General features: G+C 32.7%; 28 protein-coding genes, 1 tRNA gene, 1 pseudogene and 1 other annotated feature. Of the genes and pseudogenes, 21 read left to right on the plus strand and 9 right to left on the minus strand.

All coding sequences use genetic code 11. From position 1 onward, the window contains the following. Nucleotides 1-6 precede the first annotated feature (6 nt). Nucleotides 7-2643, minus strand: a complete 2637-nt coding sequence (locus AC1RPQ_RS02390; protein WP_481761225.1) for a YfhO family protein — start codon at nt 2641-2643, stop codon at nt 7-9. Between the two features lie 235 nt (nt 2644-2878). Here AC1RPQ_RS02390 and AC1RPQ_RS02395 point away from each other — a divergent pair, with 235 nt between their 5' ends. The 6 genes from AC1RPQ_RS02395 (at nt 2879) to AC1RPQ_RS02420 (ending at nt 7702) form a co-directional block, all read left to right on the plus strand. Then, nucleotides 2879-4954 (plus strand): peptidoglycan D,D-transpeptidase FtsI family protein, encoded by a 2076-nt coding sequence (locus AC1RPQ_RS02395; RefSeq protein ID WP_481761226.1) that lies wholly within the window; start codon nt 2879-2881, stop codon nt 4952-4954. Nucleotides 4955-5121: 167 nt separating this feature from the next. After that, entirely contained in the window at nt 5122-5271 is a 150-nt protein-coding gene (rpmG, locus tag AC1RPQ_RS02400; protein ID WP_057973409.1) for a 50S ribosomal protein L33, read from the plus strand. Between the two features lie 110 nt (nt 5272-5381). Further along, nucleotides 5382-6056 carry a rhomboid family intramembrane serine protease gene (locus AC1RPQ_RS02405; protein WP_481761227.1) on the plus strand — a complete coding sequence of 225 codons (675 nt, stop codon included), beginning with the start codon at nt 5382-5384 and terminating at the stop codon, nt 6054-6056. A gap of 20 nt (nt 6057-6076) precedes the next feature. Further along, entirely contained in the window at nt 6077-6277 is a 201-nt protein-coding gene (locus AC1RPQ_RS02410; protein ID WP_409022657.1) for a YqgQ family protein, read from the plus strand. A gap of 31 nt (nt 6278-6308) precedes the next feature. Then, nucleotides 6309-7274 carry an ROK family glucokinase gene (locus tag AC1RPQ_RS02415; protein ID WP_481761402.1) on the plus strand — a complete coding sequence of 322 codons (966 nt, stop codon included), beginning with the start codon at nt 6309-6311 and terminating at the stop codon, nt 7272-7274. A 20-nt stretch (nt 7275-7294) separates the two neighbouring features. Continuing rightward, complete coding sequence (locus AC1RPQ_RS02420) at nt 7295-7702, plus strand: rhodanese-like domain-containing protein (RefSeq protein WP_481761228.1); 408 nt, start codon at nt 7295-7297, stop codon at nt 7700-7702. Between the two features lie 47 nt (nt 7703-7749). On the opposite strand, the gene AC1RPQ_RS02425 is transcribed toward AC1RPQ_RS02420, so the two are convergent. Then, nucleotides 7750-7926 (minus strand): DUF3042 family protein, encoded by a 177-nt coding sequence (locus AC1RPQ_RS02425; protein WP_409022655.1) that lies wholly within the window; start codon nt 7924-7926, stop codon nt 7750-7752. A gap of 126 nt (nt 7927-8052) precedes the next feature. Between AC1RPQ_RS02425 and AC1RPQ_RS02430 the strand changes: the two genes are divergently transcribed. The 8 genes from AC1RPQ_RS02430 (at nt 8053) to AC1RPQ_RS02465 (ending at nt 15418) form a co-directional block, all read left to right on the plus strand. Continuing rightward, nucleotides 8053-8790 (plus strand): glycerophosphodiester phosphodiesterase, encoded by a 738-nt coding sequence (locus tag AC1RPQ_RS02430; protein ID WP_481761229.1) that lies wholly within the window; start codon nt 8053-8055, stop codon nt 8788-8790. A gap of 2 nt (nt 8791-8792) precedes the next feature. After that, on the plus strand, nt 8793-9725 hold the full coding sequence (gene miaA / locus AC1RPQ_RS02435) for a tRNA (adenosine(37)-N6)-dimethylallyltransferase MiaA (RefSeq protein ID WP_481761230.1): 933 nt from the start codon (nt 8793-8795) through the stop codon (nt 9723-9725). 12 nt (nt 9726-9737) lie between these two features. After that, entirely contained in the window at nt 9738-10991 is a 1254-nt protein-coding gene (locus AC1RPQ_RS02440) for a methionine gamma-lyase family protein (protein WP_481761231.1), read from the plus strand. Nucleotides 10992-11091: 100 nt separating this feature from the next. Continuing rightward, nucleotides 11092-11481, plus strand: coding sequence for a MerR family transcriptional regulator (locus AC1RPQ_RS02445; protein ID WP_481761232.1), 390 nt, complete (start codon nt 11092-11094; stop codon nt 11479-11481). 25 nt (nt 11482-11506) lie between these two features. Then, complete coding sequence (glnA, locus tag AC1RPQ_RS02450) at nt 11507-12850, plus strand: type I glutamate--ammonia ligase (RefSeq protein ID WP_409022650.1); 1344 nt, start codon at nt 11507-11509, stop codon at nt 12848-12850. 151 nt (nt 12851-13001) lie between these two features. Next, nucleotides 13002-13886 carry an exonuclease SbcC gene (locus tag AC1RPQ_RS02455; protein ID WP_481761233.1) on the plus strand — a complete coding sequence of 295 codons (885 nt, stop codon included), beginning with the start codon at nt 13002-13004 and terminating at the stop codon, nt 13884-13886. Continuing rightward, entirely contained in the window at nt 13886-14818 is a 933-nt protein-coding gene (locus AC1RPQ_RS02460) for a hypothetical protein (protein WP_481761234.1), read from the plus strand. Before AC1RPQ_RS02455 ends, AC1RPQ_RS02460 begins: the two co-directional genes overlap by 1 nt. Before the next feature lie 57 nt (nt 14819-14875). Further along, on the plus strand, nt 14876-15418 hold the full coding sequence (locus tag AC1RPQ_RS02465) for a dUTP diphosphatase (protein ID WP_481761235.1): 543 nt from the start codon (nt 14876-14878) through the stop codon (nt 15416-15418). Nucleotides 15419-15696: 278 nt separating this feature from the next. Here AC1RPQ_RS02465 and AC1RPQ_RS02470 read toward each other — a convergent pair whose 3' ends face one another. The 3 genes from AC1RPQ_RS02470 to AC1RPQ_RS02480 form a co-directional block, all read right to left on the minus strand. Then, nucleotides 15697-15966, minus strand: coding sequence for a hypothetical protein (locus AC1RPQ_RS02470; RefSeq protein WP_481762174.1), 270 nt, complete (start codon nt 15964-15966; stop codon nt 15697-15699). A 144-nt stretch (nt 15967-16110) separates the two neighbouring features. Then, nucleotides 16111-16482, minus strand: a complete 372-nt coding sequence (locus tag AC1RPQ_RS02475; RefSeq protein WP_409022645.1) for a transporter — start codon at nt 16480-16482, stop codon at nt 16111-16113. A gap of 77 nt (nt 16483-16559) precedes the next feature. Then, nucleotides 16560-16826 (minus strand): SemiSWEET family transporter, encoded by a 267-nt coding sequence (locus AC1RPQ_RS02480; protein WP_481761237.1) that lies wholly within the window; start codon nt 16824-16826, stop codon nt 16560-16562. 1280 nt (nt 16827-18106) lie between these two features. Here AC1RPQ_RS02480 and AC1RPQ_RS02485 point away from each other — a divergent pair. After that, nucleotides 18107-19081: a hypothetical protein gene (locus AC1RPQ_RS02485; protein ID WP_481761239.1), complete on the plus strand. Its 975-nt coding sequence runs from the start codon at nt 18107-18109 to the stop codon at nt 19079-19081. Between the two features lie 8 nt (nt 19082-19089). Then, a complete protein-coding gene (locus AC1RPQ_RS02490) occupies nt 19090-19653 on the plus strand; it encodes a hypothetical protein (protein ID WP_481761240.1) in 564 nt (187 codons plus the stop codon). A 22-nt stretch (nt 19654-19675) separates the two neighbouring features. Here the strand turns inward: AC1RPQ_RS02490 and AC1RPQ_RS02495 are convergent. From AC1RPQ_RS02495 to AC1RPQ_RS02510, 4 genes and pseudogenes are all read right to left on the minus strand, one after another. Then, nucleotides 19676-20269: pseudogene (locus tag AC1RPQ_RS02495) on the minus strand (IS3 family transposase); the annotation flags it as partial. Between the two features lie 116 nt (nt 20270-20385). Beyond that, complete coding sequence (locus AC1RPQ_RS02500) at nt 20386-20667, minus strand: putative quinol monooxygenase (RefSeq protein ID WP_481761241.1); 282 nt, start codon at nt 20665-20667, stop codon at nt 20386-20388. A 119-nt stretch (nt 20668-20786) separates the two neighbouring features. Further along, nucleotides 20787-21491 carry a DUF4352 domain-containing protein gene (locus AC1RPQ_RS02505; protein WP_481761242.1) on the minus strand — a complete coding sequence of 235 codons (705 nt, stop codon included), beginning with the start codon at nt 21489-21491 and terminating at the stop codon, nt 20787-20789. A gap of 407 nt (nt 21492-21898) precedes the next feature. After that, nucleotides 21899-21972 (minus strand) — tRNA-Arg (locus AC1RPQ_RS02510). Between the two features lie 176 nt (nt 21973-22148). On the opposite strand from AC1RPQ_RS02510, the gene AC1RPQ_RS02515 reads away from it, so the two are divergent. The 5 genes from AC1RPQ_RS02515 to AC1RPQ_RS02535 all read left to right on the plus strand — a co-directional run bounded on the left by AC1RPQ_RS02515 (nt 22149) and on the right by AC1RPQ_RS02535 (nt 25043). Beyond that, the gene (locus tag AC1RPQ_RS02515; RefSeq protein ID WP_409022635.1) at nt 22149-22781 is read left to right on the plus strand and encodes a TetR/AcrR family transcriptional regulator; all 633 of its coding nucleotides are present in this window, start codon (nt 22149-22151) and stop codon (nt 22779-22781) included. A 53-nt stretch (nt 22782-22834) separates the two neighbouring features. Next, nucleotides 22835-22920: a sequence feature (ribosomal protein L21 leader region), on the plus strand. Between the two features lie 18 nt (nt 22921-22938). Then, entirely contained in the window at nt 22939-23247 is a 309-nt protein-coding gene (gene rplU / locus AC1RPQ_RS02520; protein ID WP_409022634.1) for a 50S ribosomal protein L21, read from the plus strand. A gap of 21 nt (nt 23248-23268) precedes the next feature. Next, entirely contained in the window at nt 23269-23598 is a 330-nt protein-coding gene (locus tag AC1RPQ_RS02525) for a ribosomal-processing cysteine protease Prp (protein WP_409022633.1), read from the plus strand. 23 nt (nt 23599-23621) lie between these two features. After that, nucleotides 23622-23909, plus strand: a complete 288-nt coding sequence (gene rpmA / locus AC1RPQ_RS02530; protein WP_083478911.1) for a 50S ribosomal protein L27 — start codon at nt 23622-23624, stop codon at nt 23907-23909. Nucleotides 23910-23981: 72 nt separating this feature from the next. After that, nucleotides 23982-25043, plus strand: coding sequence for a M24 family metallopeptidase (locus AC1RPQ_RS02535; protein ID WP_481761243.1), 1062 nt, complete (start codon nt 23982-23984; stop codon nt 25041-25043). The last annotated feature ends 6 nt before the right edge of the window (nt 25044-25049 follow it).

A 25049-nucleotide genomic window follows, 5' to 3' on the forward strand; every position in this document is an offset into this window, starting at 1 on the left:
CAAAAACTATTTAATCAATCTTTTTGTGTGAACGATAATTGGCTTAATAAGTATCAAGAGAATAGCCAAAATTGAGACGATCAAACCAATACCCATGTATGGTGGCCAATAGATAAGTTTAACGGTATGATTTCCCTTAGCAACTTTAAAGCTGAGAAAAGTATTCAATGATTTATTAGTTGCTACGGATTTACCATCAACTTTAACATGCCAACCTTTACTGTATGGAATCGTTGTAAAGACGACTTGATGATTACGTTTAACTGATATTGAACCTGTGATTGAATGTTGATTGTATTTTGTAACGTTTAATTCACTAGATTTTAGTTGCTTAATTTGGGATTTAAATGAATTAACATTCATTTGATAAAGCGTAAAGTTTTCTAAGAAAAGGGTTCTTTTCTTTAATTTAGCTGTCAGAACTATTTTTTTACCTTTATTATTGGATGCAATATTAACAACAACTGTATTTCGATACGTTTTATATTGTTTTAATTCGTGACCATTTAATTTAAATAAAACATTATCAGTACTTAATCCTGAACCTAAGGTTAAATAATAAGCATCGTTTGTTGTTGGTGTGTATGTGAAAGTGACTAGTCCAGATTTATTTAGTTTCGTTTTTGTTAGAATAGAATTTGTTAAATTAATTTGTGAACCAACGTTATCAAAATTGACAGTATTAAAATTAATTGGTGTAAATAAAGCATCGTTATTAATACCGGTTAGAGCAGATAACCAATCAGACTGATATCTTAATGGGTTAGTTGTTTTATTCTTGTTTGTCAATATAGTATCATTTGCTGCATAGCCAATTGATAAAGCATACGGATTTTTAACCGTTTCAGTTAACGAGTTATTTGAGACAGGTCTATAGTAAGCTGTATCAGGTTTTTCAGTTAGTGGTGTCAATGTTTCTAACTGTGTGTCCAATGCCTTAGAAGTCCGTAATTGTTTTGGTGTAAAAACGTACTTCATATTTAATAGGGCATCTGTTACCAAGGTACCATTTGAGTAAGTGACATAATTATCACCATCAGGTTGTCCTATCTTACCGTAAAAAGTTGGGATTGATTTTGAAAAAGCAGAACTAAAATGGGAACCGCTGAAAAAATCAGCTGACATGGCATCATTTTTAGTCCGACTGTATGTTTGTGCGACACGATAGAAAGAATTATCAATTTTTTTTAACGATTTACTTTCAGTTGCTAGGGCAGTCGTTGACACGTCGTATTCACTTGTAGATAAATAACTAATGTTATCTAATGAATAAACAGCGTTACATGACATCTCAGCTATTACACTTGCAAATAACAACCATTTGAATGAAGGTGATGCATGATCTTGGAACTGAATTAAAATTAACGTTAAAAGAATAAATAAAATTGATAGGAATAAAGTTTCATCAGATAAATAACTATAAGATTCTTTTGATATAAATAAGTACGTAAACATTCCGATGAATAAAAGACCTACAATACTCAATTTCCAGAATTTTATAGGATTAAAGTACTCAAATTGTTGAGCAGCTAAAAGGATAATCCAAAAGCAAAATACAAATGAAAAACGATAAGGATACCAAACTGGAAATTGCATTCCGTGCCATAGTAAATCTAAAGGTTCAAAGCACATCGATAGGATCAAGAAACTTGTGATTAAAAAAGAGACAACCCGTTCTTTAATTGAAAAACGGTTATTCATGAAATATAAGATAAAACCAATTAAAGCCAAACTCCCTACAAAAATATTAGGGAAACCAGAAGGCATTTGATCAAAATTGAATGAACCAATCACAAATTTTGAAAGCATCGCTAAAGGATTATATTCAATTTTTGCTTTAATAGATTCTTCCGTGTATTCTCCCTTACTTGAAAGCAATGAGAATAGAGTTGGAAAGAGGATAATTGCTGAAATTGCTACAGAAACTAGAGATTTATAGATGAAAATCCATGATTTTTTAAAAAATTGTTTAACTGATAGAGATACACGACTTGTTGTATATAAGAAATATAAAATCATAAAAAGACAGACCATATAACCCATATAATAGTTAACGATTAAAAGTAACGCAAGCCACCAAGTATAAGCCCAACTTTTTGAATTCAACTGTAATTTTTCAAAGCCTAAAATAACTAAAGGTAATAGAATAACAGCGTCTAACCATAATAAATTAAGTTGGTTAGCAATCGTCCAACCCATTAGCGCATACGCTGTGGCAAATAATGGGATATAAAGTGAAGTCATTCTTGTTGTTTTCTTTAATAATAAACCGAACGTAAGGCCTGATAAGGCATATTTTAAAAGGGTGACTACCATAACACCCGCTAAAATTGATTTTCCTGGAAATACTAAGAAAATAAGATTAAAAGGACTCATTAAGTAGTATGCCCACTCACCTAACATATCACCACCAATTGCTTGTGAAAATGAATAGAAAAAACTAGTAGGATGATGGAGAAGTGTGGCTCTAAAATAAGAGAAAAAATCAATATATTGCTGACCTAAATCAACAGTTAATAGAGAACTATTCCCAAAAGGATACATTTTGCGGCCAATAAAGTAACAAAGCATAATGAATAAAGGAATAAGGAAACTTAGAAGGAGTACATGATTCTTTTTAAGATAATTTTTAAGCTTAACCATTTTAAAACCTCTCTGACTATTAATGTATGGTAATAAGAATAGCATATTTGGGACTTTACCGCATAAATCAGCAGCAGATAAAAATATATTTAATCTGATTATTAAAGTTTTTATTATAATATAAATTGTTAGCCTGTTTATTGGGCCAATGAATCTTAAAAATGTGGTAATATGGTAAATGATATATTTATACGAATTAAAAGACTAATAATGATACAGTGAGAGGTAATTAAACGTGAAACTTCCAAAAACAAAACAAGGTCGAAGCAAACAAAATAAATCACATATTCCATTTAGATTAAATTTCCTGTTTTTTATTGTTTTCCTACTTTTTGCAGCATTACTGGCGCAGTTAGCCTATTTACAAATTTTAAACGGAGCTTCATTTGAAGCGACAGTTAATAGTACGGATACGACAACAGAAACTAAGAATGTACAGCGTGGGATGGTTTATGACTCAACAGGTAAGGTTCTAGTTGGTAATAATTCTTCTCGAGCAATTACTTATACAAAAGGATCAGGTATCCTATCGCCTGATTTATATAAGATAGCTAATAACTTAGTAACCTATGTCAGTATTGATACGAGTAAATTAACAGACCGCAATGCTGCTGATTACTACTTAGCGGATAAGGGGCATTTAAAAGCTGTCACTGCTGCTGTAAAAAAAGAAAAAAATTTAACATCTGCTGAGTTAAACAAATTATCAACTACTGATTTTAATACATTGACAGTAGCATATGCTGTTAAAAATAACATTGATTCATTAACTGATGAAGAAAAAGAAGCTGCTACTGTTTTTGGGAAAATGACGGGTGCTTATTCATTATCAACTGTTTACTTAAAAACCTCTGATGTTTCCGATAAGGAGATGGCTGAAGTAGGTGAACATTTATCAGGGATGAATGGGATTAAAATAGGAACTAACTGGTCACGAAGTTACCCAAATGGTAAAAGTATGAACAGTATCATCGGAAATGTCACTAGTGAAGCTACTGGGCTACCTAGTGATAGCGTGGAAACGTTAATGACTGAAGGTTATTCACGAAATGATAGTGTTGGTCAGAGTTATTTAGAAAAACAATATGAAGATGTTTTAAAAGGAACAAAGTCACAAACTAAGGTTGAAGTGGCTAATAGTAAAATAGTAAAACAAGTACAAGAATATAGTGGTAAAAAAGGTGATAATCTCGTCTTAAATATTAACGCTAAATTCCAAGCTCAAGTTCAAAAGATTATGAACGATAGTGTGAAATCAATTGCTGGAAGCAATCCTTATAATCCAGGGGCCTACGCAGTTGTCATGAACCCAAATACAGGTGCCGTTTATGCAATGGCCGGTGTTAATCGAAATATTAAAACAGGTAAGATTACGGATGATGCTTTAGGGTCGATTAATCAAGTATTTACCATGGGTTCTGTTGTAAAAGGTGCTACGGTTATGGGAGCTATGATGGATGGGGCAATTACACCAACTAGCAATACCATAACTGATGAACCTATTAAGCTTGCTGGGACAGCTCCTAAGTCATCATGGTTTAATACATCTGGTTCAGCTAACGTTGCGTTAACAGCTTCTGATGCATTAATGGTTTCTTCTAACTCGTACATGATGCAGTTAGCAATGAGAGAAGGCGGATTCAAATATTCAAGTGGTTCTTCACTGGATATGTCGAATTCAATTTTCCCCAAAATGCGTGGTTACTTTAATCAATTCGGACTTGGTATCAAAACAGGTGTTGATTTACCTGGTGAGTCAACTGGTTTTGAGGGTGTAGCTAACCAAACAAATATTGGTAAAGCACTTGATTTATCTTTCGGAAATTATGATTCATATACAACTATTCAATTAGCGCAATACATGTCAACGATGGCTAATGGTGGTACAAGATTACAACCACAAATTGTAAAAGCGATTCGTTCAACAAATGAGGATGGTTCTTTAGGTTCTGTTCAAACTGAAATGACACCTAATATTTTAAGTACAGTTAACGCAACAAAATCAGAATTTGATGTTGTTCAATCAGGATTTTATAAGGTTGTTCATGGATCAAGTTCATTGAGAACTGGGAATGCGATGAGTGATGTAACACCATCAATTTCAGCTAAAACAGGTACTGCTCAAACATTCTATGGAACATCTGAAACTGAAGCACTTAGTTTGGCTTCATATGCACCTTCTAACAAGCCTAAAGTGGTCGTTGCACTCGTTTTCCCTGGAATGGCTAATAATACAGGTAGTGCTGTGAATGGTCAGGCAGCAGTTTCAATTTATTCAGCATTTTGGAAAACTGTTGAATCTGATAAATAATATTAAGGAAATAAGTCATCTAATACCTGATTTTATTGCTGTAAAGTAAATTTCCTTAACAAATAAAAAAAAACACTAGCGTTTACTTATTAATAATGATATTATATAAGACGTTAAAGACTAATTGTCTTATGAAATTATGAAGAAATATATGGAGGGTTGCAACCATGCGTGTACACATTACATTAGAATGTACGGAATGTCATGAACGGACATACCTATCAAGTAAAAACAAACGTAATAATCCAGATCGTGTTGAGCTTAATAAATTTTGCCCACGTGATCGTAAGGTTACTTTACATCGCGAAACAAAATAACAACGGGAATTTTCCTGTTGTTTTTTTGTTTTAAATAACTTTTATACTAGTTGAAATAAAATCTTGTAAACGTTATTTTGTAAATTTTTATATGAAATAAGGAGCTATCTATGAATTTGGCAAAATACAAAAATACACCATTTATGACGTACTTTTTTATTGGATTATCAGCAATTGTTTTCATCGCAATGACACTTGCTGGTGGTAGTCAAGACACAAATGTATTAATTGAATTTGGCGCTAAATATAATCCACTGATCATGGACGGCGAGTGGTGGCGATTATTTAATCCCATATTTTTACATATTGGATTTGAACATATTGTCCTTAATATGGTTACATTGTATTTTATTGGTATCCAAATTGAGATGTTATTTGGTCATTGGCGTTTTACAGGCATTTATTTGCTTGCTGGAATTGCTGGCAATATTGCAAGTTTCACGTTCAGTCCAGATACTATTTCGGCAGGCGCTAGTGGTGCTATTTTTGGTTTATTTGGGGCATTCCTAATGTTAGGTGATAATTTTAGAAAAAGTGCCTATTTTAGACAAATGTCGCAGCAATTTTTACTATTCATTGTGTTAAATCTTGCGTTTGGGTTTATGTCGTCAAGTACAGATAATGCAGCTCATATTGGCGGTATTTTATCTGGATTCTTAATCGCAACGACTGTAGGCGCACCAAGATTGGCACGAATCAGTCATATTAAACAGATAGCTGCATTCGTTATTTTAATTATTATCAATTTAATTCTGATTAAAATTGGAATTTCTAATAGTATCTAGTTTAAGGTGGTGACCGTTAATTGAAAAATTTGTATGATGTCCAACAACTATTGAAACAATTTGGTGTGTACGTTTATGTTGGTAAACGTATGTGGGATATTGAATTAATGGCATTGGAATTAGATAATTTACATCGATCAGGAGTGATTGATGACAAAATCTATGCTAGAGCTAAAATTGTACTATCTCATGAACATCGAGTTGAAGAACAAAATAATTGAGAGTGTAAGTGGAGGAATTTGAATAATGGTAATTGAAAAAAAATTAATTGGTGTCGACTTAGGTGGCACAACAGTTAAATTCGCTATTTTAACTGAAACAGGCGATATTCAACAAAAATGGAGTATTGAAACAAACGTTCTTGATGAAGGCTCACATATTGTGCCAGATATCATTGCTTCAATTAATCACCATATCAGACTATTTGATATGACTGCTGATCAATTCGTTGGAATTGGTATGGGCTCACCAGGTACAGTAAATCGTGCAGATGGAACTGTTATTGGTGCATATAATTTGAACTGGAAAACATTGCAAAATGTTCAAGCAGATATTGAATCCGGTACACAAATTCCATTTGCTATTGATAATGACGCCAACGTTGCTGCTTTAGGTGAACGTTGGAAAGGCGCTGGCGAAAATGATGATGAAGTTGCCTTCATCACGCTTGGAACTGGTGTTGGTGGCGGTATTATCGCTAACGGTGCATTATTACATGGTGTTGCTGGTGCTGGTGGCGAAGTTGGACATATTACAGTTGAACCTAATGGCTACATGTGTACTTGTGGTAAGCATGGTTGTTTAGAACAATATGCTTCAGCTACTGGTGTTGTACGTGTAGCTCGTGATATGGCTGAAGAGTTTGCTGGCCAATCAAAATTAAAAGAAATGTTAGATGACGGACAAGAAATTACATCTAAATTAGTTTTTGATTTAGCTAAAGAGAATGATGTTTTAGGTAAAATGGTCGTTGATAAGGTATCGTATTATCTTGGACTAGCTTGTGGTAACTTAGGTAATATGTTAAATCCAGCATATATTGTTATCGGTGGCGGTGTTTCTGCTGCTGGAACGTTCCTATTAGATCAAGTTACTAAATACTTTAAACAATTTTCATTCCCAACAGTTCGTTCATCAACATCATTAAAATTAGCACAATTAGGAAATGAAGCTGGCGTTATTGGTGCCGCTTCACTTGCTCGTCAGTTTATTAAATAATAATTGAGGGGAGAACTAGTATGATTTTAGGAGCAGTAAAGGTTAGTTTAATAATTAATATCATTTTGATTATTATTTTAGTTGGGTTAGCTGGTAACCAATTTTATCTTTGGTATATGGGTCGCCGTGCAGCTAAATTAGTAACAAATGAAGAATTTAATGAAGGTATGCGTAAGGCGCAAGTTGTTGATTTACGTGAAAAAAGTGAATTTGATGCTTCTCATATTATGGGAGCAAGAAATATTCCCTATTCTCAATTTAAAACAGCGATTGGTGGTTTAAGAAAAGATTTACCTCTTTACTTATATGACCAAGGTAAATCGATTAGTACTCGAGCAGCCTATAAATTACACAAACAAGGCTATACAGATATTACTATTTTGAAAACAGGTTTTTCAAAATGGGATGGTAGAACAAAAAAACGCTAAAAAGAAAAAGCATTGAGGAATGAAAATTCTTCAATGCTTTTATTAGTTTATGAATGGTGTGATGAACGGCTCTTACGTGTTGCACGTTTACGGTTTTCTTCAATCATTTGTTCTTTTTCTTCGATGGGTGCAACAACAGTTTTTTTAAAGGCAAAGACGCTACCAACTAATGCGCCTACAGTTGCAGCAGTTCCGACTAAGAAACCTTTTGAAAAGTTTTTCATTATGTAGACCTCCTTATTCATTTGACATCTTTATTATGACTTATTCAATCTAAAATTGCCACTAAAAGCACCGCTATTTTACGATTAATGATATAATAATTTTTGAAAGTTAGGGGTGACTTGTATATGCAGACCAAAATTTATGCGCATCGCGGAAGTAAGGGAACCAGACCAGAAAATACGTTAGTTAGTTTTCAGGCCGCAATAGATGCAGGAGCCGACGGCATTGAGACTGATGTTCAGTTGTCTAAAGATGGTGAACTAATCATTATGCATGATGAAAAAATTGATAGGACCACAAATTTAACAGGTAAGGTAGTAAATCTGACACTAGCGGAATTAAAAAAAGCAGATGCAGGAATTAAATTCAGTTCTGACTATCAAGGTGAACAAATTCCAACATTAAAAGAAGTAATTGAGTTGTTAAAAGATAACAACTTTAAAGGCACTTTTAATTTAGAATTAAAAACGAATCATATAGAATACCAAGGTATAGAAGAACTTGTAAATAAACAAATGGAACAATTACCATCAGATATTCATCTTTTGTATTCTAGTTTTAATCCAAACTCAATTCGTAGAATGCAAAAAATTAATCCTGATGCAGAATTCGCGAGTTTATTCCAATTTAAAATTAAAGAGTCGCGTCAATTGGCTAAGCATCATTTAATCACTAGCTTACACCCTGATGTGACCTGGCTGAGAGAACGACATGGCTTATTTTGGCCAAAGCTACTGATTCGCCCTTGGACAGTTAATTCAGTTAAGGATATGACTTATTGTTTTAAAAAGAAATATGATGCCATTTTTACAGATTTTCCTGCAAAAGCAATAGAAGTACGAAAAGATATTCAAGGAGATTAGAAATGACGCAAAAAGTATTGTTAATTGTTGGGCCAACTGCAGTTGGTAAAACTGATTTATCGATAAAATTAGCAAAAAAATTTAATGGTGAGATTATTTCAGGCGATTCTATGCAAGTTTACCGGAAATTAGATATAGGGACGGCTAAAATTACAGAAGATGAGATGGATGGAATTCCACATTATTTAATTAATCACAAGAATAGTGATGAACGTTATTCAGTCGCTGATTTTACAGTCGAAAGTCGCGCAGCAATTAGTGATATTGCCTCTAGAGGGAAATTACCAATAATTGTTGGTGGGACCGGATTTTATTTACAGGCATTACTTGATAATTTTCAATTGGGAACAGATAATGACGACGATTTAAATTTAAGAAAAGAATTACAAGAACGTAGTGAAAAAATCGGTCCTGAGGCACTTTGGCAAGAATTAGAAAGCTTAGATCCAAATGCAGCATTAAAAATTCCAGTTAATAATACGCTACGAGTAATCAGGGCATTAGAGGTTATTAAAAAATCAAATCAATTGTTTTCGGCGCAAGCGGATCAAAAAACGGATGAGTTTAACCCCTTTATTATTGGGTTATCGACTGATAGGTCAGTGCTATATGATCGGATTAATCGTCGAGTTGACCTTATGATTGGTTCCGGGCTGATTGATGAAGCAAAATGGCTTTTTAACCAAAAAACCAATGATTTACCAGCTAGTAAAGGTATTGGATATAAAGAGCTATATGCTTATTTTGAAGAAAAACAATCACTTGATGAAGCGACAGAGTTAATAAAACGCAACTCAAGGCGTTACGCAAAACGACAATTAACTTGGTTTAGAAATAAAATGGCAGTTAACTGGTTTGATTTAATCGAGCATCCGGAACAACTAAGTAAAATAGAAATACAAATAGTGGATTGGTTAAAAGGACAAAAGTCATAAGGAGAAGAATATATGCAAAAATGGATAGATAATTTATCACAGGAGTTAGCAAATGTTGTAGGAGAAGTTGATACTCAAATTGAACCAAGACTAAAAGAAATTGATGAACAGGTTTTGTTTAACCAACAAAAAGTCTTGGAAGCTTTTAAGAAAAATAATGTTTCTGAAACATATTTTGCCGGATCAACAGGATATGGATACGACGATATCGGCCGCGATGGACTTGATCGTATCTATGCAGATGTTTTCAAAACAGAAGCGGCAATGGTGAGACCACAAATTGTTTCAGGAACGCATTCAATTTCAACAGCCCTTTTTGGTATGTTACGACCAGGGGACGATTTATTATATATTACTGGGATGCCATACGATACGATTCAGGAAGTTATTGGTATTTCTGGAACGGGTATTGGTTCAATGAAAGAATATGGTATCGGGTTTGATTACGTCCCATTAACGGCTGACAATCATATGGATTCTAATGGTTTAAAAGAAAAGTTAACGGATAAGGTTAAAGTTGTTGCAATCCAACGTTCTCGTGGGTATGCAACTAGAGATAGTTTTATGGTATCTGAAATTGCTGAGATGATTAAAGAAGTTCGTAAAATTTCAAAAGATGTGATTATTTTTATCGATAACTGCTATGGTGAATTTTCTGAAACAATTGAACCAACAGAGGTAGGTGCTGATATCATGTCAGGGTCACTAATTAAAAATGCTGGTGGTGGTTTAGCTAAAACGGGTGGTTACATCGTTGGACGTGCTGATTTAATTGAAAAAGCTGGTTACCGCCTAACAACACCTGGTACTGGTAATGAAGAGGGCGCCACCTTAAATGTTATGAGAGATTTTATTCAAGGGTTCTTTTTAGCACCTCATGTAACAGGTGAGGCAATTAAAGGTGCTATCTATACGAGTGCATTACTTGAAAAAATGGGATTAGATGTGTCACCAAAATGGGATGCACCAAGAACTGATCTCATTCAAACGGTTAACTTTGGTAAACCAGAACCAATGGTTAAGTTTGCTCAAGCTATCCAACGTGAATCTCCCGTTGATGCATATGTTGAACCAAAACCAAGTGATATGGCTGGTTATGAAGATAAAGTTATTATGGCTGCGGGTACTTTTGTTGAAGGTGCTAGTGTCGAATTGTCAGCTGATGGTCCAATAAGAGAACCTTATACGCTTTATGTTCAGGGTGGGTTAACGTATGCGCATGTTAAGTTAGCAGTTACAGCTGCAGTTGAAAAAACATTCTATTGAACAATCGACTGTAAGCTATGTTATAAAATCTAACATTGTACGTTGACAGTCATTTATTTCCTTGTTACTATAAGGATGTAATTAAAAAGGAGGCTTGTTTATGAAAGAGAAGGAACTCAGACGATCATTAGCGGTATTACCAATTGGAACGGTAATGAAATTAACGGACTTAACGGCTCGTCAAATTCGTTATTATGAGGAGCAGGAGTTAATTATGCCCCAAAGAAATGATGGTAATCGCAGAATGTATTCACTGAATGATATTGATAAGTTATTTGAAATTAAAGATTATTTAGATGAAGGCATGAATATGGTTGGCATTAAAGAAATTTATTTTGAAAAGGAAGCACAGGCTAAAAAGCAACGCAAATTGTTAGAAAAGCCTTTGACAGATAATGATGTTAGACATATTTTTCAAAATGAATTTCTTTCAGTTAGTGGACTTAAAAATCCTGACGATCCTTCTTTTAACACAAACAAGCGTCTATAAATTATAAATACTGAGGAGAGATAAAATGGCAAAAGCTGCATACACTAAAGATGACATTGTTACAATGGCAAAAAAAGAGAACGTTAAATTTTTAAGACTTATGTTTACAGATTTATTCGGAATTATTAAGAACGTGGAAGTTCCGATTAGCCAACTAGACAAATTATTAGAAAACAAATTAATGTTCGATGGTTCTTCAATCGACGGATTCGTTCGAATCGAAGAAAGTGATATGTACTTATACCCAGATTTATCAACTTGGATGATTTTCCCATGGGAACATGAACATGGAAAAATTGCGCGTATTATTTGTGAAGTTTATAACGCTGAACGTAAACCATTCCAAGGTGATCCAAGAAATAACCTTATCCGTGTCTTAAAAGAAATGAATGATTTAGGGTTTACTGAATTTAATATTGGACCTGAACCAGAATTTTTCTTATTTAAATTAGACCCTATAACGGGAAAACCTACAACACAATTAAACGATAAAGGTAGCTATTTTGATTTAGCACCAGTTGATTTAGGTGAAAATTGTCGTCGAGATATCGTGTTAGAACTTGAAAACATGGGTTTTGATGTTGAAGCTTCTCATCATGAAGTAGCACCTGGCCAACATGAAATTGATTTTAAATACGCAGATGCTTTACAAGCCTGTGATAACATCCAAACATTTAAATTAGTCGTTAAAACGGTAGCTAGAAAACATGGTCTACATGCGACATTTATGCCAAAACCATTGAATGGAATTAATGGTTCAGGGATGCATATTAATATGTCATTATTTCATAAAGATGGTAATGCATTCTTTGATGAAAAAGATAAGATGCAATTATCTGAAGATGCCTACCACTTCTTAGGTGGTTTATTACAACATGCACGTGGTTACACAGCAATTACTAATCCAACAGTTAACTCATATAAACGTCTTGTCCCTGGATTTGAGGCACCTGTTTATGTTGCTTGGTCTGGACGTAACCGATCGCCATTAGTTCGTGTACCAATGGCTCGTGGGTTATCAACTCGATTAGAGTTAAGAAGTGTTGATGCAACTGCTAATCCTTATCTTGTTATTGCGGCTATTTTAGAAGCAGGACTTGATGGACTTAGAAATAAAGTTGTACCACCTGCATCTGTTGATAGAAATATTTACGTAATGAACCGTCAAGAACGCCAAGATAATCATATTAGTGACTTACCATCGACACTACACAATGCCATTAAAGCATTGGAAAAAGATGATATCATGGAAAAAGCAATGGGTCCTCATTTATATCCAAGCTTTATTGAAGCCAAAAAATTAGAATGGGCTGCTTACCGTCAAGAAGTTTCTGAATGGGAAAGAGATCAATATTTAGAACTTTATTAAAAAAAGTGTAATAAAGGTTTGAAATGACTAACTAAATGATTGATAATGAAACTAGGACAAGTAAAATTGTTTTAGTTTTTTTGATTATGCAAAGAAAAATCACAATACATAGTAAAAAAAATAATCATTAAATATGAATAAGGGGTAAACTATGATAAAAGACAATCAATTTAATTTATCGGATCACAGTGAAGCTACAAACAATATCGAACGCACTCTATCTAAAAAAGTTGAGTACTTAAATCAACTTAGAGAGGCGATTAAACAAGAAGATGATCGATTAGTTTATCAACTCATTAACCAATCTCGTTACGCACAACTAGTGTTAAAGAAAAGAAGCGTTTCGGAATCTGCCATTCAAGAAGAGTTGGTCATTAAAGATTATCCACAAATTCAACAATATTTAAGTTTGAAACTTATCTCATATTTACGTGATACGTATCCATTCTTCTATTTTGAAGAAATGGAAGTTGGAAAATTCAAAATTCATTTTGGTAATTGGTGGGATCGAAAAGAATTTGGCTATTTAGACGTTTTAAATGTTGAATTTAAATTTGATGAAGAAGAACTAGCTAAATTAGCTAAGTCTTTTGAATTGGAAGAAACGAATAAACGTGTTAATACAGATAAAATTAATCAAATATCAATTCAAAATAAAGAACGTCAAGAATTAGTTGATTCTCAGGATGAACGTGACGCTGAAAAAGACAAAATTCGCGAAGATATGAAACGTAATTCACAAGAAAAAGGGCGTCCTTGGGATGCTGGACGTATTCGTGAAGAACGTCGCGTGTTAAAAGAAAGATTAACAGAGTTAACTGAGATGGATGAAAAAGCCAGCAGTGCATATCAAGATATTAAATCAAGTGAGACTGATGTTTTAAGTTTAGCCAAAGAAGATACGTTGATTGGTTATGAAAGACAAAGTGTTATTGGTATATTTGGTGATTTTGAAAAATTCACTAAACAAAATGATGCCTTATATTACAGTTATTTATCTCACTTAATTAGTCAAAAAGGACAGGTGACTGAATAATGGCTGAAAAAGAAAAGCAGTTAGTTTCTACAAAATCGCGTTTAGTAAACTTTAATGAACAAATTAAATTAAGTCTGAACAATGGGATTAAATTTACGGAAACATTAGATGTTTTAATGAATACCCAGGATAAAGTTGAGTTGATTGATGCCGCAATGAGTTTGATGGGTTATCAACTTGACACTAATTATTTAACATTCCCGCAAAAATATAGTGCTGCAGATTATTGTTTACTCTTCTTTAACCGTTTAATGGACTTGCATGATAATGAAACGGCTATTTTACACTTCTCAGAGCCTAGAAAAGCACTTGTCCATGAAATACCTGGGATTAATGTCGTAGATAGTTTTTCCTTTAAAATTGATGATAATGATGGCGCTTATTATGTTGCACAAGAATCAGGAGAATCTTTATTTTATTTAAATTTACGTAAAAGAATGATTCGAATTAATAGTACAGCTATTACAAATGTCTTAATTGTTAGTTACTTGGAAAAATTAGACGCAAAATCGATTAAATATCTTGAAATGATGTTAATTGATTTTGCGACGTATTTAAAAGAAGATTATGGATTTAGCGTTGATCTTAATCTATTGGATTCAGGTAATCCAGCAAGATACGAATTGTCTGAAGATATACTTAAACGAAGTGTTATCGATGAATTATTTGTACTTGCTTCAGAAAATGAGTTAATGGTTGAAGCAGGCGCAAATAATAGTGCTGTTTTAAAATTAGCTAAATCTGAAATAACAATTTATGATCAACAACAAATGGGTGAGAGTGATAATGAAAAATGGGTCGTTGCTGTTATGGATGCTGCCCAAGAAATTTCATGGTTCGATATTTTGTTGAATGAACCTTTCATTAGAAATTGGTACTTGAATAATATAAATGAATTAAGTATTAAATCAGATCCCTTGATTTTTAAATAATAAAAAAATGTCTGTCCGTTAGTTACTAGTGGGCAGATTTTTTTGGAGGAAAATTTAGTGAACTTAACAGATATGATCCAAATGGAACGAAGCTTTGATCGGGATGTTATTCAAGATAAAAAAATTAGATGGAGTCCTGAAGAGAGATTGTTTAACGCCTATGTGAGCTTGGATGTTGAACTATCAGAATTAGCCAACACGGTTGAATGGTTTAAAGTCTGGAAAGAAAATCGTGGACAAAAAATGGAAAAAGGCAAAACGCATGAAGAGACAGTACTCTCAGAATATGTTGATGCAATGAGTTTCTTTTTTAATATTGCCAATCAAAATAAATGGACCTATTTATTATTAATTAGTGACGAAGAGATGGATGATTTTGCAAAAAAGCCTATGACAATGTCATTGAATAAAGTCTTTTTATCGTTAAAATTAATGATTTCTAAAAGTTTATTTAGTCATAAATTAGAAGATTTTAAACATGCTTGGCATCTTTTTATTAAATTCGGGTTAGTTGATTTAAAATTGTCTTGGAATGATATTGAAAATGAATTTGTTAAAAAAAATATGGAAAATATTGAAAGACAAGAAAATAATTATTAATTAAAACAGTCTTAAATTGGAGCTAACCAATAATATTGGACAAAAATTTAAGCAGGTTACTGAATTTTAAGAGCTTGGTATCGTATTATTAGTAATTAATTTACAACTGAGCGTCGTAAATAAGGAATCATTAATAATTCGTATTTTAAATTTTAATAAAGAAAAGCCTTCGACATTGGATTTTTGTCCAATATTGAAGGCTTTTTTGTGTTAATAACTGAATAACAGTTTTTATTTGAATGAGACTAATCTCTTTTAAAATTAACTTAAGTAAAAAATCAAGAACCAGTATCAAAATTAAAATCAGCACCATCTTCAGATTCATGAATATGAACGTCTTTAGCAGACGAAGTACTATCATTAATATCAAAGCTCTCAGAAGAAGATGTCTTCTTAGTAGATGATGAAGATTCTTTAGAAGAATCTTTGGCCTTAGAAGATGAGGCCTTTGTGTTGGATGATGCAGACGACTGTTGAGAAGAAGAGCTATTTTTGTTAGAACTGGAATCAGAATTATAACTATATTCGCAAGCAGACAATAGTAGCATTGATACGCTTAGAACCCCTAGTAAGCTAATAAATTTTTTCATTTTAAATCCCCCAATATTTTTATGGTGCAAAGCGAGCAGTAGGAATCGCACCTACTAAAAGTATCTATACGCTCGTTAGAAATTTATGTTAAATTTTGTTTATTAGTGCTTAGCAGGAGCTTGTTTGAGTGTGAAAACTGCTGCAATGATTAATAAAATAAATGTAGGAAGGGCAAAAACCATTGATAAAAGAAATAAACCGCAACCAATAATACCAAGAACATGGCCAGTAATAGAGATATCAGCTTTTCTTGATTGAACAAGTGCAACAATGTGAAGAATAAGGCCAATTCCTAGCATAATATAAAAGAAAATAGCTGTACCGCTAGTTAAGGTTGATGTTCCAGAGACAGCGTGTGATGTTACAGTAGATTTATTGATACCAGTTAAAATAACGATAAGCCAAGAAAAGGCTACTAATATAGTATTTATGATATCGAAAGTACCTGCTGCAGTGTTAATTTTTAGTTTCATGAAGAATTCCCCCGTATGGAGCTTTTAACGTGATTCCCTATCTGCACGTAAGTATTCTATTTTATGTATATGATATTTTATAAGGCAGTGAAGAAAGCGATGGCGCCTAGAAAGATACCCGGTACGTTTGCAAAGAATATAGGCCAGTCTTTATTTTTACCACATACGCCATAGACAGTCCAAAATATGCAATTAATACAGGCAACCAAGGGCTGAACAGGATTACCCTGGCTACCATTAAGGTTGGAAATGATTTGTGGGATGTATGAGACATACATTAAGATAGATAAAATACTTGCAAACTTCCCGATTTTTTCTAGAGTGCTATCATTTAATAATTTCATTCTAATTCCTCCAAACTTTTTTATGCCTCTCTATAATAACTAATTATCAGTTATTCTACAAATTATAACAACTGGGAGTAGGTAAAAATGTTTGGTGTTGGTGAAAATAAACTTGTGGATGATTTTTATTATTAAAATGCATCAAAATTTTCTTGGGTGATAAATTAATTATTTAAATGAAGGCTAGGTATTTGTTTAGGTTAATATCTTACTAATTCAGAACTGTTATTGTAAACTCAGTATTTTGTTTTTAACTAATACTGACTATTTATGAAATTGCTGGATCTGAATAGCAAAGCTATAGAATGTTGAATAAATGATATTTAAATAGTGGTACATTCAGTAGAAACTATAGGACTAATAGTTTCTGTTAACAGATGACTACGTATCAAAAAAATTTACAGGGATGAGTTAATGCGTTGCTCTAATCAGAATGACGTTCCTCAGATGATTATCAAATTTAACAATAATTTTTCTTATAAAGGTAGCGCAGTTATTGATACTATTCATGAGTTGACCATTTAGGAGAAGAATGAAGTAATCAGAGAAATTACACTACTTGAGTTTCATTAATGATTTAGATAACATAAAACCCACTTAGTAAGGTGACTTATACATACAACTATTACTCTGACTGGCAATGATTATAACAAACGTAAAGGGGGAAATGCTATATCTTCATTTAACGAACTATTCCCACAAGTCAATGAAAAATCTACAATTAATAAGGTTAAACGTTTTTTTAAAGTATGGTTACCAAAAATGCAGAGATATAGTCAGAAGGATATTAGCGGAATTAAGTCGCCAATTATCATGGATATGCCTAAAAAGTACCTCAGGGAACAATCAACACGAAGAGACCATAACTAAACGTATCTATGCTGAGCAAGTTATTAATAATGTTCTAGTAGCTTTAAAGAGTTGTGACACTATTAGTAGAAAAATATTAATAGATGTCTATATTGCAGAAGATAATAAATAAAATGATATTGAAATGGATGATTTAGGATATGAAAAGACGAGATACAGTTTTTACAAGAATCGAGCATGCTTACAGTTTGCTGATTCATTCTTAATTGAAGACTTACATGATTTCAAAAAGTGAACATTTAGTGAACAAATTGAAGTGATTAATCTGTTATATTAGTAATATGATATTTTGATATCAGTTATTAATCTCTAATCCAAATATTTATACACACATGAGAAAGGTATTGTTTACCTGTCTTTTTTATTGTTTAATAATAGAGCGAGTATAAATTATTTGGAGGAGTAACTATTTGGACAATTATTATGTATTTAAATTAAATTTAGCACCAAATATAATTAGAACTTACGTTGAAAGAAAATCAGAAGGTTGGAAACAGCTTAAACATAATGTAATAAAGGATGATCTAACTAATAGTTTTGGAATACCTAATGGATTTGAAAGGGGAACATATTTAAATTTTATTTTTAAGGATACTGATGTTAAAGAAGAATTATCCAAATCTATAGAATATACAGAATTTGTTGCTCAATCTAAAAAAATAGAAGAGGAATATTTTGCTGTTATAGAAAACTATGAAAAAAATTCGGGCATTTTATGGACAAAAGAATTTTTGGGCGTTACAAAAGTTGAAATGAGAACAAAAATGGACAAATTACTTAAAAAATATCCATTTTTAAAAGAATCATTAGATGATGTTTTAGAAGATGATATAATAGGCAACTTAAAAGGGTACGGACGTTACGGACATGGTCGTAAAATGATGCTAGAGGCTAGAAAAATAATACGGTATATTCAGGATAAAGAATATATAAATGCTGGAGTGAATTTTTTTTATGAATTGGAAACTGAAAAAATTTTAATTTCTACTAATGACAAAAGTTTGAAAGAAGCTATTAGTATGTCTGAAAGAATAGAATCATTTATAAATACAGCAGAAAATACCAATATGGGTGCTGTATCAGTTAATGCAGTTCAAGATAGCGTTAGCATTAAGCAAGATTATGCAAGAGTAACAGTACATCTTGTCTATCCTAATGGTGCCCAGCAAGTTGAAGATAGGGACCTTGCTAGTCGAAAACGTATAAATGCTGAAGATGTGAAAAAAATATATAGTGCCCCTAGAGGAGAAAAAGTAAATACAGTAGAGTTAAGTAAACAATTGGGTGAAGATGCTAAGCGAGGATACCTTAAATCGATAAAACATAGGGCAATGAGTATAATGAAAATTGTACCTGTAATAGTTAATAAAAATTTTCATAAATAGGTGATAGTATGGTAGATAATAAATCATTGATGAGAGCATTATGGACTTCAAAACGAGCAACTATATGCAATATATACTCTAAAATTGGAATTTCGATAAATGTAATATTTACAATAATATATTTATTTTTTCCGGATATTATTAATGTTAATTATGAAGTTTCAAGCTTATTGGGTATTTCTGTTACCGGATTATCTTTTACATTCGCATTATTTGTTGCGGTTAAAAGTATCTTTGATATAGATAATTTAGGACACATATATTTAGTTTCTAAAACAGATACTCAATTAAAAAACGTATTTGTTGAAATATTCACACCATTTATGTGGACTTCATTTTTATGGCTAACCATAGTTGGAATATCAATTAGTACTATGTTAATATCATTTGAAACCTTTATTGATTTTGAAGTAATTTTGTATTTGAAAGGAATAGTTTTAATTTTAGTATTTACGGCGTCTTTGAATATTTTTGGGCTTATTTTAGACATCATCCGAGATACTCAAAAAAAGGCTATAGAGGCTGGAGAAGAAGAAGCTGAGTCAATAATAAAAAATAATAAAATGAAGTGAACCCTAAATATTGGACGAAGCTTTATGCAGCATTCTGGGTTATAAAAATTCGGTGTTCAACCGGGCTTTTACAACCCAATTTTATTTTAATTCGTGAAAAATTATAGTCATTTATCCAAACCGGTACTTGTGAAACTAGTGTTTCATATGTATCGGTTTCTTTTTGATAGAAAGCTTCAGCTTTCATAATATGGAAAAAGCTTTCCATGGCAGCGTTATCTAAACATGTTGCTTTACGTGACATACTCTGAAAAATACGATATTTTTTGAGAATAGTAACCCAATTTTTGTGTTGATATTGGAATCCTTGGTCAGAATGAATCGTCGTTCGATAATTTAAATCTTTTGGGATTTTTGCAATTGCTTGTTTCAAAACCTTTGTTGTAAATTTAACTGTTGGATGTTTACTAATCTGATGACTTAGAATTTTGCCTGAAAACAGATCATAAATACAGGTGAAATGGGCCCGTTCATCGATTGTTTCGTCACCCCAACGGACTTCTGTAACATCTGTTGCTAGTTTTTGATAAGGTCGGTCCGAAAAGAAACGGCGATTAATCAGGTTTTTAGAAACGGTACCAACTTTTCCTTTATACGAGTTGTATTTGCGTGTCTGGCTGAAATTGAAGTAGCTCCCATAAATTAAATCTCCTTAAATTTTTAAAATTTTGTAGCAATACGACCAATGAGCCTTGCACTCATAGCCAGCTTAACTGGTGGTCGAAAGGGTAGTTAGGCGTCCATTACAATAACTTGTAATTCTTCAGTTACAAATTGATTGATGCCTGCTAAAAATTCTTTAAAATAAGTTGTTTCATTGTGGAAGTTAACTGCGTCTTGGTCTTGCCAATGCTCAATTATTGCATAACGATTGTTGGCACCTAATTGTTTAAAATGATTGTATGAAATATTACCAGATTCTTTTTTTGATTGCGTCACTAGAGGATCAATAAAATGTTCATATTCTGTAATACAATTTTCATTAACAACTAAACTAACATTAAAAACTTTCATGATAATATTCTCCTTTTTAGCTTTTAACGTGATTCCTATGCACGTAGATAAACAAAAACGAGCAGCAGGAGTTGCACCTGCTTGAAGTATCTATACACTCGTTAAAATTAGTTAAATATTTATTCCCAAGTTGAGTCCCCGTAAGTGACAGAGAACGGACCAGCATTAGAAGTTGTAAAGTATAATGTCATTACAGCTTTTTTTCCGGCAGCTATTGAATTTGGAATATTACCAGAGTAAGTCTCTGAATTAAATTCCCCAATAGTATCATCACTATCATAGACGTCAAACTTTTGACCATTGAAATCTAGTGGACCTGTACCATTATTTTGAACGGTTACTTTAACAGCAACTTGTGTATCACCGGATTTAACATCATTTAAAGGAACTGACGTTTCTTTTTCAGCAGAGTCAACGGTTATCTTTGAGTCGTCAGTTAAATCTACAGAATCGCCAAAAGATGAAGTAGATTCTGAATCGGATTCATCATCAGTGTATGACTCATCGTCAGATTCTGAATCAGATTCAGATTCATCGTCAACATATGAATCATCATCGTCATCATAACTAGAATCATCATCTGATTCTGACGAGTCACTAGCACTTGACGATCTAAAATTAGACGATGAACGCGCTGACGAATCTTTATCAGATGTTACCGACATCACGCTAAAAGAAATAATTGATATGCCTAAACCGGCAATCAATAAAATTAGTGGTATTAAATTAGAAGCTTTATTACCCCAAGCTACAATAAACCAAGTTACACCTGTAAAAAAAACAACTAAACCAATAAGAAAAATAATTGTAAATGTAGTACTCATGAATATATTTCCTCCGAAATCTATATCTCTACTCCTAGAAATATGATAAAATTATTTGTTAATATATTTATACCCTCTAACTTGCTACCAACAGGTTAGGGGATTTTTTAATAGTTTTATTTCAAACAATTTACTAAAGCTTAAGTAATTGCTTGATATTTTTAACGTGTTTTCCAGTAATACAATATAAAGCGTTGCCAACAGCCTTACCGACAGAAAATGCTTTCTTATCGCCTGATATTTTAATACTTTAGTAGATTTATTGATAAAAATATCCATGCAACAAATATGCAACAAATGTTTTGAGCATTCTATCCTTTATAGTCTGTTTTCACCTAAATAAAAAAATAGGAACGCCCGTTTAAAGGCATTCCTATTTTTATAAATCGGTCTAGAATGGATATCTATGACTCGGGTGAGATTCGAACTCACGACCGTCCGCTTAGAAGGCGGATGCTCTATCCAGCTGAGCTACCGAGTCATAACAACATTTAATAGTATATGATAAAATACTGGTACTTGTCAATGGAAATTGGTAGAACTCTTATAAATTATCAAAAACATGAATGAAAGTTTTGATGAAATGTTCTATAATAAGAAAGTAATAGACATAAATGGAGATAAAGACTATTTAATTATGAATAAAGAGGTTGAAAAATGGTTGATTCTAATGATCCACGGGTAAAGAGAACAAGACAAAATTTAAAAAAATCATTAGTTGTACTCATGAAACATTACAAAGTTGAAAATATTAGCGTTCAAAAGATTACTCAGGAAGCAAATGTCACTCGAGGAACATTCTATCTGCATTATCATGACAAACAAGATTTTATTAATCGGGCAATGGATGAAATTTTAGATGACTTTTTTGATTACATTATGATTATGTCAAAACAATCACCAGATAAAGCGTACGTTTATTCGAAACCAGTTGAAGTTTGTTGTTTAAATCGGGTGTTTAACTACTTACAAGATGAATCAATGATGTTTGGCGTACTTTTAAATAGTCAAGAAGATGTCGCTTTTTCTGATAAAGTATATGATAGACTAGTTATCTACTTAAATAACTTTAGAGAACAGTTAGCAGGCGATTTTGAAGTATCTAAGATACCAAACGAGTTACAAGTATCCTATGTTGCATCAGCGCACCTAGGCTTCATTAAACGTTGGTTACGAGACGATATGATCTACACACCGCACTACGTTGCTAAGGTTTTAAAAGAAATTACTGGCGTTGATACAAGTAACGGAGTCAATTTAACAAACTTTTTTGTTGAAAATGATGGATAACGTTGACTTAAGAAGTTACATTTGATATTATAATAACGTTGTATTTGTGAACACCACAACTGCAACCGCACGTTTTAAGTTTTTAAGCGTCAGGTTGTCTAAATCTGATCACTAAATTACGGCGAGTCTAAGTAATCTATAAGGAGGTGTAATACACATGTACGCAATTATTAAAACAGGTGGCAAACAACTTAAAGTTGAAGCCGGAGAAGCTATTTACATTGAAAAATTATCAGCAGAAGCTGGTGAAAAAGTTACATTTGATGAAATTGTTTTAGTTGGTGGCGAAAAAACCGTTATTGGTGCTCCTTTTGTTAAAGGTGCTACAGTAACTGGTACTGTTGAAAAACAAGGCCGTGAAAAGAAAGTTGTTACTTTCAAATACAAACCTAAGAAACATTCTCATACAAAACAAGGTCATCGTCAACCATATACTAAGGTTGTTATCGATGCTATTAACGCATAATTTTGAAAGTAGGCTACTAGTATGATACGTGCAGTTATTTCTCGGAGAGATGCCAAAATCATCGATGCGTTTGAAATAACAGGGCATGCTGATTCTGGTGAATATGGTCAAGATATTGTGTGTGCTGCGGTTTCGGTATTGACTATCAATACAGTTAATAGTTTGACCGAACTTGCTAAACTTAATCCTGATGTTGAGATGGATGAAGATAATGGTGGATTAATGAAAGTTAAACTATCAGAATCTGAGTTAAACGATGCTACAGGACAGTTATTTTTAGAAAGTTTAGTTTTAGGACTACAGTCAATTGAGCAAAACTATCAAGATTACATTAAATTAACACTTAAATAATAAGACTATAACAAGGAGGTGCATTGATTATGTTAATGAATTTACAATTTTTCTCACATAAAAAAGGTGGGGGTTCTACTTCTAATGGCCGTGATTCTGTCGGTAGACGTTTAGGCTCAAAAAGAGCTGACGGACAAGAAGTAACAGGTGGTTCAATTCTTTATCGTCAACGTGGAACACGTATTTATCCTGGTGTTAACGTTGGTAAAGGTGGAGATGATACTTTGTTTGCTAAAGTCGATGGTATCGTTCGCTTCGAACGTAAAGGCCGCGATAAGAAACAAGTCTCTGTATACCCTGTAGCTGAATAATAATAACTCAAAGGAAACCTCTTCATTTTATGATAGAGATTTCCTTTTTTTGTACATAAAAGGAGTGTTTAAATGAATTTTGATAGAATTAAACAATTACAATCAACTTTTGAGAAACTCTCGATTGATGCATTTCTAGTGACGGATACGACAAACATATTTTATTTAAGTGGTTTTGAAGGTGATGGTGTATTGTTAATTACTGATACACAACAATTTTTAATCACTGACCTAAGATTTGAATTGGCACTAGAAAATCATGATAAAAAATTAGAAATAAAATTTACGCGTGATTATCTGGGTGCTGTATCTGACATAATTAGTGAAAAAGGATTAACAGTTATGGGATTTGAATCATCAATATCATTTTTAGAGTATGATCAATTAGATGAAATCCTTGTTAGTGATTTGGTGCCATTTACTAATATTGTTGACGAATTACGACGTGTTAAAGATAAGGATGAGCAGATAAAATTAATAAAAGCAGGAAAATTAGCTGATGAAGCTTTCAATTATATTGTGTCGACGATTGAAGTTGGTCAAACAGAAATTGAAATTGCTAATCGGCTAGATAGTTATATCAAAAATTTAGGTACTATGAGTGAATCTTTTGAAACAATTGTAGCAAGCGGTATTCATTCAACATGGCCACATGCAACGGTTTCAAAACGAAAGATTCAAGACCAGGATCTGATTACGATAGATTTTGGCTATTATTACGAGAACTATACATTTGATGTCACAAGGACCATCGCCGTGGGATCGATATCTGATGAATTAAAACATATCTACGAGTCTGTTTTAACGACACAAGAACGAGTGATTTCATTAATTAAACCGGGAATAAAATTAAGTGAATTAGCTAGAGTTGCTAATGAAACAATCGCCGATGCAGGATATGGTAAATATTTTAATCATGGGATTGGGCATGGAATTGGCCTATCAATTCATGAATTACCTAATATTAAATTGGATGATTCAAACAGTGTTTTGCAAGCAGGCGACGTCATTACAATTGAACCAGGGATTTATGTACCAAACCTTAGTGGGGTTCGAATTGAGGATGATATTTTAGTGACTGAGAATGGCTATCAAATGTTAACGAATTCTTCTAAAAAATTAATGATAATATAGACTTTA

It is taken from the genome of Dellaglioa sp. CoH-57-MRSF-21 (assembly GCF_056781915.1).

Bases quoted from the DNA above. Each gene is read 5' to 3' on its own strand.
- AC1RPQ_RS02480 (WP_481761237.1), bottom strand. From the start codon at position 16,826: ATGAAATTATTAAATGATAGCACTCTAGAAAAAATCGGGAAGTTTGCA.
- AC1RPQ_RS02430 (WP_481761229.1), top strand. From the start codon at position 8,053: ATGCAGACCAAAATTTATGCGCATCGCGGAAGTAAGGGAACCAGACCA.
- AC1RPQ_RS02390 (WP_481761225.1), bottom strand. From the start codon at position 2,643: ATGGTTAAGCTTAAAAATTATCTTAAAAAGAATCATGTACTCCTTCTA.
- miaA (WP_481761230.1), top strand. From the start codon at position 8,793: ATGACGCAAAAAGTATTGTTAATTGTTGGGCCAACTGCAGTTGGTAAA.
- AC1RPQ_RS02420 (WP_481761228.1), top strand. From the start codon at position 7,295: ATGATTTTAGGAGCAGTAAAGGTTAGTTTAATAATTAATATCATTTTG.
- AC1RPQ_RS02475 (WP_409022645.1), bottom strand. From the start codon at position 16,482: ATGAAACTAAAAATTAACACTGCAGCAGGTACTTTCGATATCATAAAT.
- AC1RPQ_RS02445 (WP_481761232.1), top strand. From the start codon at position 11,092: ATGAAAGAGAAGGAACTCAGACGATCATTAGCGGTATTACCAATTGGA.
- AC1RPQ_RS02470 (WP_481762174.1), bottom strand. From the start codon at position 15,966: ATGCTACTATTGTCTGCTTGCGAATATAGTTATAATTCTGATTCCAGT.
- AC1RPQ_RS02405 (WP_481761227.1), top strand. From the start codon at position 5,382: ATGAATTTGGCAAAATACAAAAATACACCATTTATGACGTACTTTTTT.
- AC1RPQ_RS02525 (WP_409022633.1), top strand. From the start codon at position 23,269: ATGATACGTGCAGTTATTTCTCGGAGAGATGCCAAAATCATCGATGCG.
- AC1RPQ_RS02500 (WP_481761241.1), bottom strand. From the start codon at position 20,667: ATGAAAGTTTTTAATGTTAGTTTAGTTGTTAATGAAAATTGTATTACA.
- AC1RPQ_RS02455 (WP_481761233.1), top strand. From the start codon at position 13,002: ATGATAAAAGACAATCAATTTAATTTATCGGATCACAGTGAAGCTACA.
- AC1RPQ_RS02425 (WP_409022655.1), bottom strand. From the start codon at position 7,926: ATGAAAAACTTTTCAAAAGGTTTCTTAGTCGGAACTGCTGCAACTGTA.
- AC1RPQ_RS02505 (WP_481761242.1), bottom strand. From the start codon at position 21,491: ATGAGTACTACATTTACAATTATTTTTCTTATTGGTTTAGTTGTTTTT.
- rpmG (WP_057973409.1), top strand. From the start codon at position 5,122: ATGCGTGTACACATTACATTAGAATGTACGGAATGTCATGAACGGACA.
- glnA (WP_409022650.1), top strand. From the start codon at position 11,507: ATGGCAAAAGCTGCATACACTAAAGATGACATTGTTACAATGGCAAAA.
- rplU (WP_409022634.1), top strand. From the start codon at position 22,939: ATGTACGCAATTATTAAAACAGGTGGCAAACAACTTAAAGTTGAAGCC.
- AC1RPQ_RS02515 (WP_409022635.1), top strand. From the start codon at position 22,149: ATGGTTGATTCTAATGATCCACGGGTAAAGAGAACAAGACAAAATTTA.
- AC1RPQ_RS02460 (WP_481761234.1), top strand. From the start codon at position 13,886: ATGGCTGAAAAAGAAAAGCAGTTAGTTTCTACAAAATCGCGTTTAGTA.
- AC1RPQ_RS02440 (WP_481761231.1), top strand. From the start codon at position 9,738: ATGCAAAAATGGATAGATAATTTATCACAGGAGTTAGCAAATGTTGTA.
- AC1RPQ_RS02535 (WP_481761243.1), top strand. From the start codon at position 23,982: ATGAATTTTGATAGAATTAAACAATTACAATCAACTTTTGAGAAACTC.
- AC1RPQ_RS02490 (WP_481761240.1), top strand. From the start codon at position 19,090: ATGGTAGATAATAAATCATTGATGAGAGCATTATGGACTTCAAAACGA.